The organism is Propionibacterium ruminifibrarum, from assembly GCF_900289195.1.
Taxonomy (GTDB): domain Bacteria; phylum Actinomycetota; class Actinomycetes; order Propionibacteriales; family Propionibacteriaceae; genus Propionibacterium; species Propionibacterium ruminifibrarum.
In genome coordinates, this window is record NZ_OMOH01000015.1 from 22,603 (window position 1) to 29,793 (window position 7,191).

General features: G+C 57.8%; 8 protein-coding genes. 4 read left to right on the plus strand and 4 right to left on the minus strand.

Going from position 1 to position 7,191, the window contains the following annotated elements; all coding sequences use genetic code 11:
• Positions 1–312 precede the first annotated feature (312 nt).
• Positions 313–1,557, plus strand: coding sequence for an MFS transporter (locus PROPJV5_RS11985; protein WP_119716590.1), 1,245 nt, complete (start codon positions 313–315; stop codon positions 1,555–1,557).
• Positions 1,558–1,622: 65 nt separating this feature from the next.
• Here the strand turns inward: PROPJV5_RS11985 and PROPJV5_RS13180 are convergent, their stop codons facing one another.
• Both PROPJV5_RS13180 and PROPJV5_RS11995 read right to left on the minus strand, forming a co-directional pair.
• Positions 1,623–1,856 (minus strand): HepT-like ribonuclease domain-containing protein, encoded by a 234-nt coding sequence (locus PROPJV5_RS13180; RefSeq protein ID WP_420812735.1) that lies wholly within the window; start codon positions 1,854–1,856, stop codon positions 1,623–1,625.
• 95 nt (positions 1,857–1,951) lie between these two features.
• On the minus strand, positions 1,952–2,431 hold the full coding sequence (locus PROPJV5_RS11995; RefSeq protein WP_239018500.1) for a nucleotidyltransferase domain-containing protein: 480 nt from the start codon (positions 2,429–2,431) through the stop codon (positions 1,952–1,954).
• A gap of 133 nt (positions 2,432–2,564) precedes the next feature.
• Here PROPJV5_RS11995 and PROPJV5_RS12000 point away from each other — a divergent pair, with 133 nt between their 5' ends.
• The gene (locus PROPJV5_RS12000; protein WP_220474432.1) at positions 2,565–2,900 is read left to right on the plus strand and encodes an ArsR/SmtB family transcription factor; all 336 of its coding nucleotides are present in this window, start codon (positions 2,565–2,567) and stop codon (positions 2,898–2,900) included.
• Positions 2,901–2,972: 72 nt separating this feature from the next.
• Here PROPJV5_RS12000 and PROPJV5_RS12005 read toward each other — a convergent pair whose 3' ends face one another.
• Positions 2,973–3,623: an SMI1/KNR4 family protein gene (locus PROPJV5_RS12005; protein ID WP_119716593.1), complete on the minus strand. Its 651-nt coding sequence runs from the start codon at positions 3,621–3,623 to the stop codon at positions 2,973–2,975.
• Positions 3,624–4,334: 711 nt separating this feature from the next.
• On the opposite strand from PROPJV5_RS12005, the gene PROPJV5_RS12010 reads away from it, so the two are divergent.
• Positions 4,335–5,489, plus strand: coding sequence for a DUF262 domain-containing protein (locus PROPJV5_RS12010; protein WP_119716601.1), 1,155 nt, complete (start codon positions 4,335–4,337; stop codon positions 5,487–5,489).
• Complete coding sequence (locus PROPJV5_RS12460; protein ID WP_147385450.1) at positions 5,482–6,099, plus strand: hypothetical protein; 618 nt, start codon at positions 5,482–5,484, stop codon at positions 6,097–6,099. The genes PROPJV5_RS12010 and PROPJV5_RS12460 overlap by 8 nt, the downstream gene beginning before the upstream one ends.
• A 361-nt stretch (positions 6,100–6,460) precedes the next feature.
• Here the strand turns inward: PROPJV5_RS12460 and PROPJV5_RS12015 are convergent.
• Positions 6,461–7,191: IS481 family transposase (locus PROPJV5_RS12015; RefSeq protein ID WP_147385451.1), on the minus strand; the 731-nt coding region annotated here is incomplete at its 5' end.

Below are 7,191 nucleotides of genomic sequence, written 5' to 3' on the forward strand. Positions count from 1 at the left end.
GGCTCAAGGCTGCCGCCGAGCACCGCGCACGATGGGCGAGCGGACCGACGCCATGCCGTAGAGGAGGAACGCGGGGCCCGCCCGCGGAGGCTCCGCGAGCAGATCGCCGCGAACCCGCCGGACCATTCCTACTTCGACGAACTCGAGGAATGGCAGAGCGACCGATGGTGAGTCGCGCGGCAGGTCAGGTCCACTGGGCCCGGCCCGACCCCGGTGTCGGGCACGAACAAGCGGGCACCGGACGGGGCCGGAGGGGAACCCTGAAGGGCTGAGACCCTGTCAATACTTGCATTATTATGCAATCATGCAGTTATGCTGAGGATCCTGCGACACCGCGTGTACTCGCATCTGTTCGGCTCGCTGGTCTGCTCGCTGCTCGGCAGCGGCCTGGCGACGGTGGCACTGGGCCTGGTGGCCTATGACATCGCGGGGACCAGCGCAAGCGCCGTGCTGGGCGCGATCTTCACCGTGAAGATGATCGCCTATGTCTTCGTCGCTCCCCTGGCCAACGCGGCCGTGGTCCACCTGCCCCGCCGGGCGGTGATGGTCGGTTCGGATGTCCTGCGCCTGGTTGCGGCACTGTGCCTGCCATTCGTGAGCGCAAGCTGGCAGATCTTCGTCCTCGTGTTCGTCCTACAGGCGGCCTCGGCGACGTTCACGCCGACCTTCCAGTCGGTCGTACCGGCGGTGCTGCCCGACGAGGACGACTACACGAATGCCCTGTCCCTGGCGCGCCTGGCCGGTGACCTGGAGACGATCCTGTCGCCGGTGCTGGCGGCGGCGCTGTTGCTGGTGGTGCGGGCGAACACGCTGTTTCTCGGCACGGCGATCGGCTTCGCCGCCTCGGCGCTGCTCGTGGTGTCGGCGGCGATTCCCCACGACCTCGGGATCGCCGCCGACGACGAGGAGCCCTTCTTCAGGCGGGCGAGGTCGGGCATCGAATTGTTCTTCCGGACCCCGGCGCTGCGGCCCGTCGTGGCGCTCAATGTGACGGTCGCCGCGGTCGTCTCGTTCGTGCTGGTGCAGACGGTGGTGATCGTCCGCTCGGACTTCGGCATGTCACAGACGGCGGTGGCGCTCTTCCTTGCCGTGAACGGGGCCGGTTCGATCGCCGCAGCGCTGGCGCTGCCCCGCGTCCTGCGCCGGCTGCCGGAACGCTCGGTGATGCTGCCGAGCGCGCTGCTGCTGTGCGCGGCGCTGGTGGCGGTGGCCGTGGCACTGACCGGGACGAACGGCCGGTGGACGCCGGGCGCGGTCGCCGCACTGTGGGCACTCATCGGTGTCGGCTGGGCCGGCCTCGAAATGCCGATCGGACGTCTCATTCCCCGCGCCGTCCCGGAGCAGCGGCTGTCCGCCGCGTTCGCCGGGCAGTTCTCGCTCTCGCACGGCTGCTGGCTGGTCTGCTATCCGCTCACTGGTGCGCTGGCGCACTGGGGCATGGGCCGAACCGCGCTCATCATGGCGTCACTCGGCGCCGTGGCGGCCCTCGCAGGCGTCGTACTGTGGAGACCTCAGCACCGAACTCAGAATGTTACGCGAACGAGTGGTGGATTCTGATCCAAGGGATCAAGACCTTCGTCCTTCGACAAGATGTTCGGCGAGCACCCAGTGGAACTCCAAGGTCAATTCTCACCAAGCTGTGCTCGCAAGACGTCAACAACCGGGGGCAGGTTGCTCTCAATGGTTTTCACAATGATCACACTATTCACGAATGCATAGCCATGTGCCATCCGGTTCCTCATCCCCCTCATCTTTGGCCATTGATCACCCAGAATCGAGAGCAGAACACCATCCTCCACATGCATGAGGGAGTCAATCCCTGCCGATAGTCTCATGGCGATGGCATCAAGCGTCAACTGGTCAGAAAGATCTCACGTGGAGTACTCCAACGCACGATCAAAATGTTCAAGCGCCTCAGTGATGAGTTCTTGAGTAGTTCGGTTCCTACGACTCACAGTGGGACCGCCTCGCCAAGAATGCGTTCCCGCATGGCGGGACGGATTGCGGTGTCAGGAACGAGATCGACACCAATTCCGAGAAGTTCTTCGAGCTCGATCTCGAGTCCGGCAAGATCCATGAGCCCGAGAGGCCGCTCCATGTGGAACAGCAAGTCGACGTCAGAATCCTCACGATCATGACCAGTGGCGACCGAGCCGAAGACACGAACATTCGAGCCACCCGCCCTCTCAATGAGGTCGATGACGGCTCTGCGAGACCTCCTGAGCCTTCGTGCGCGTGGCGTGGTGCCGTGGAAGTGGATGAGTCGTGACACCTCGGGCTGGCTGCGCCCGATCTGTTGTGCGATCTCGGCCTGGGAGACCCCCTCGGAAGCGGCCTTGCGGACTGCTTCGACCAGCCGGGCACGCGCCTGCCGGGTGGCCTCGTCGGCCTCACGGGCGATCCGCGCCAGGTCAGTCACCATGAAACTCATGATAGCAAATACTATAAATGCTGACCACAGGGGAATTGAGATGACTGGCTGGTGACGAACGGCACTTGCCCCGCGATAAAAGTATTCGGCGCGTACTGTGGAGACCCCGGTGCGATGCAGCGAGGTGAGCAGTGTGAGTCCCGTGGCACCCGATGAGGACGAGGTCGCGTACGCGGCCCGTGTCCTCAAGCTGCTCGCCGACCGTACGCGTCTGGCGATCCTGGCGATGCTCGGCCAGGACGAGATGTCGGTGACCGAGATCGCGCAGGCGCTCGGCCGCCCCATGCCGGCCGTCTCGCAGCACCTCGCCAAGCTGCGCACCGCAGGCCTGATCGGCGTGCGCAAGGACGGCACGACGAACTACTACCAGAGCCCGAGCGAGCACGTGTCCGCGTTGGTGACCAACGCGCTCCAGCTCAGTGAGCACGCGCTGTACGACGAGCCGCCGCACCACCGACGTGCCCGGTGACCGGAATCGCCGTCCGGCCCGTCGTAGCCGCACGGTTGAGGGCTCACTCGTGGGCGGCGTCCTTCTGGCGGGTCACGTGGCCCCGGCGCTGCGGTTCGTCGTGTGGACCGGTTGGTAGACGAAGTCCTTCTGGTAGTTCACGTCGTCCCGGTGGTCCAGCCACAGCTCGAACCAGCCGAGGAAGTCCTGGCGTTCGCAGCAGGGCTGGACGCCGACGTCGGCGAAGTCCCACACCTCGCCGGCGCACGGGCCGGCCGTGATGAGCTCGAACGTCTGCCCGCAGCCGACGTCGATCAGCTCCAGGCCCTGGTTGGCCATGGCCCACTCGATCAGCTCGTCCAGGTTCTCACGGTCCACGTGCACCCGTTCGGCGCCCTGGAGCCCCAGCGCGAAGTTCACCTCGTTGTCCAGCTCGTCGTCGGTGAGCGAGTACTCGGCCTCCCAGACGAAGTGATTCACGAACCGGAACGGGGCGGACAGGTCCTTGCGCTCGACGTCGGCGAGCCGGGTGAGCCGGAAACCATCGACCATCGCCGCGCAGCCGTCACCGATCCGCTGCAGGAAGAGGCGGTAGCCCTCCGGCAGTCGCGTCCGGCAGGCCCGCTCGAAGTCCTCGATCTCGGCTTCGGTGAGCACCGGTCCCAGCTCGATGCCCTGCCGCTCGACCTTGTCCTTGATCCGGGCCAGTACCTGGGGGTAGTCCCTCGGGTCGTGAACGGGCATCGCTCCCCTCCCCTGCGGTGGTTCTCCGTATTCGACGCAATGCGCCTTGCCAGGAGGCTAACACGGACCATCGGCGGGCGCGAACAGTCTGCGTGCCCGCTCCACGAACCCCTGATCGGTTCGGGAGGGGTCGCTCACAGCGCCCGGTGTTTGTGTGCCGCGGCCTGCTTCGACGCACCGGGCACCATCATGAGGTACCAACGGCACGCGCCTTGGCCACGGCATCGTAGACCCGCTTCACCGCGGGATCACGGTCAAGCCTGGGAGCCGTGAACCCACGCAGCGCAAGGCCTTCCAAAAGTCTCAGAGGCCTCGGCCCGTGAGCGGCTTTGATCTCGGCGAGCATCTCCTCGCCTGTTGGCGTGGCAGTTTCTGTCCAGTAGTTCACTGCCCACATCATAGTGATATGATCACGAGCAAGCCGCACTGCACAAGTTCTGATCACATGGTCGATAGTAGCCGAGCTCCTACTGGTCTCACACGACCTTGACACCTTCCACCAGGCAGCAACTACTTCACAATATACCTATCCAAAAAGAATCGTTTATTAACAACTAAAAGCTGAATTACACAGAAGTCATTCATTAACACATCAGAAGCTAAAAGCAATCAAACTACAGCAGTCTTCGGTTCTAGCCTCATCCGATAGTACAGTGTATTGTCTAGCCAGACTTACTTGGGTATCATCAACCAGTAATATTAGGATAATTAATGAACAGCGTAAACAGTTCATCAAAAAACAGTGAAACTTTTTCACATGAAATAATGGAAACAGATCTTAATTTAACCACTGAAGAATATTCCGAATTTGATGACTTGACACCAGCAAGGGGAAGAATTTCATACTCAAACGCAAGTCTTGATATCGCCGGATTGGTATCGCGACTTAACAAGGGAGATATAATTACCCCTCAAATTGGGATAAACGATGGTGAGCTAGAGGTAAATCCTTTCCAGCGAGGATTTGTTTGGTCAAGAAAACAAATGGACTCCTTTATTGAGTCGATGCTGCTAGGATACCCCACACCAAGTCTCTTTTTTGTCAACCAGACCGACGGCCGCTTGGTTGTACTCGATGGACAACAACGACTCCAGACTCTTCGAGTATTTTATGATGGCTCATATGGCGACAAGGACTACAAATTATCACTTAAAGGTTCTCCATATGATAAACTGTCATACGCAAAGCTTGAAGCCGATTCGAGAAGATTTCTTGATAATACCTATGTCTCAGCAACTGTTATTCGACTCGAAGATAAACCACATGCAGTCGAAGCAGTCTATGATGTCTTTGCCCGCCTAAATTCGGGGGGCACAAAACTGACCCCACATGAAATACGAATGGCTCTCTACAATGGCAGCTTAATGCAGATGATCGACGATCTCAACAAAGATAGTAACTGGCGAAATTTATATGGCAGCGATCCTAACAAACGGTTTAGGGATCATGAACTCGTTTTGCGAATCATTGCACTCTTCAAAGATGAAGAAAACTACCATAAGCCCTTAGGTGGATTTCTCAATAGTTTCGCCCAGGAGTACAGGAACGTCGATGCCAGTTCCTTTAAATCCGAAATAGAATTGTTTAAATACGTCACTAATGCATATACCAAAAACTACAATTCTTTATTGTTCTCAACAAGCGAAAGAAGACAGATCAATTCATCACGGGTCGATTCACTAATGGTTGGCGCGATGAGATATGCGGCTAAAGGCAATGAACTTACCTCAAATAAAGTAGTTAAAGTTATCGAAGCTCTAAACACAAACCAAGCCTACATTGACTCTACATCAGAATCTACTTCTGACGACACCAAGGTCCACACAAGAATATCTGAAGTTTATCGCGAGTTTAGTAATGACTGAAGAGCGCCGCCAATGGATTCCAGAAACAGTTGCACATTCACTTAATGAAATGCTGCATTTAGTCAAAGAAGTAAAACTATTCCATGAAAGCGAACCTCTTTCAAATACTTTGCATTTTTTATGCAACTGGCTTTTGGTTCGTAGCTGTGGACATATTGAAGTGACAGAGCAAGCTTGTATAGAAAATTTATATCAGAGGAAGTTTGGGGCTGTTGTTTACCACTACCTCGACGAGACATCTTTCAAGACTGGACGAAATCCTCGATATAGTAACCTTTTAATGATACTCAAGCGGATAGAGAACGGTGATATACTCGCATCTAATTTAAAGAGTTTTTTGGACAATGATTATCTCGAAGGAAAAAAATACAAAGATTATCTCGAAATGATAGTCGAGGGCAGGAACGCTATCGTTCACGGGTATAGCTTTGATATCGAGGCCATTCGAGCCTTAGACTGTGCCAGAGCATCTGCAGCAATTAGCAACTGGTACCTTGAGCAGTTTAAGCCTGGCGGCATCGCCGAACAGGCTGTGTCGCAAGATGATGAACCGAGTGAATCCGCAAACCACCGGAGAAGAAAGAAGACAGCTACACAACTAAAGAAATAGTAAATCAACAATAGCTCGATAGTTGAATTAGTTGATGATTATTCAACAACTGAGGCGACAGACATAGTGCGGCCAAGGGTGTCGAGGATTGCTGGGCTACAGGTGTGACCTAGTTGTTGACGGTGTGGGTAGGGGCTGAGAAGAACGAGCAGGTCCCTGTGGCAGCAGGGTGAGGGTGCCAAAGCCTTCATCACGTCGGGTCAGCCAAAGAAAAACCTGCTCTATGGCACACCGCTACGTCCCGCTCACCCTCGAGGGCCGTCGCCGCTTAGTCGCACGTTGCCAGCATCTCCCGATCGCGCATATCACGAGTAGCTCACGGACTTGCGTGTCGAAGTGGGTGAACCGGTGGCTGGAGTGCTTAGTTGTAGTTGCGCATGACGTTGGTGACGCCGGTGGGGAGTCGTGTGGCGGGGGGCTGGTCTCGGCAGGCGGTGTGGGGTCGATGGTAGTTGTAGTGGATGTTCCAGATGGCGGCGGCTTGGGCTCGTTCGGTTTCTGAGTGGTAGGGGCGGGCGTAGAGAAGCTCCTCGGCCAGGATCCGGTTATAGCGCTCAACCTTGCCGTTGTGTCGTGGCGTGTAGGGCCGGGTCCGCTGATGGGTGATGCCCTGGGTTTTGAGTCGGGCGGTGAACAGTTCGCTGGTGTAACACGGCCCGTTGTCAGTAATCACGCGAGTGATCTCGGTGATGCGGTGGGCTGCGAAGAAGGCTTGCGCGTTGCGCCAAAACTCCAACACGGTGGCGGCTTTCTCATCGGTATGGGGTTCGGTATAGGCCAGCCGGGAGAACCCGTCGATTGCCGAGTGCAGGTAGGCGTAGCCGACCTTCTGCCGCGGGCCAGCCTTGCCGCGGCCGCGAGACCGCCAGCCCCCACCATCGGGGATCCGTCCGACCTTCTTCACATCCAGGTGGACCATGTGGCCCTTGTAGCGGGCAGTGATCTTGCCCGGCTTGCGCAACAGCTCGCCGTCGACATCAAGCCAGCGGCGACGATTCAACCCCAGCCGACGAAGCCAACGACCGACAGTGGCCTGAGAGATCTCGACGCCTGTGTCGGTGAGCTCGATCCAGATCAACCGCGCCGACCACT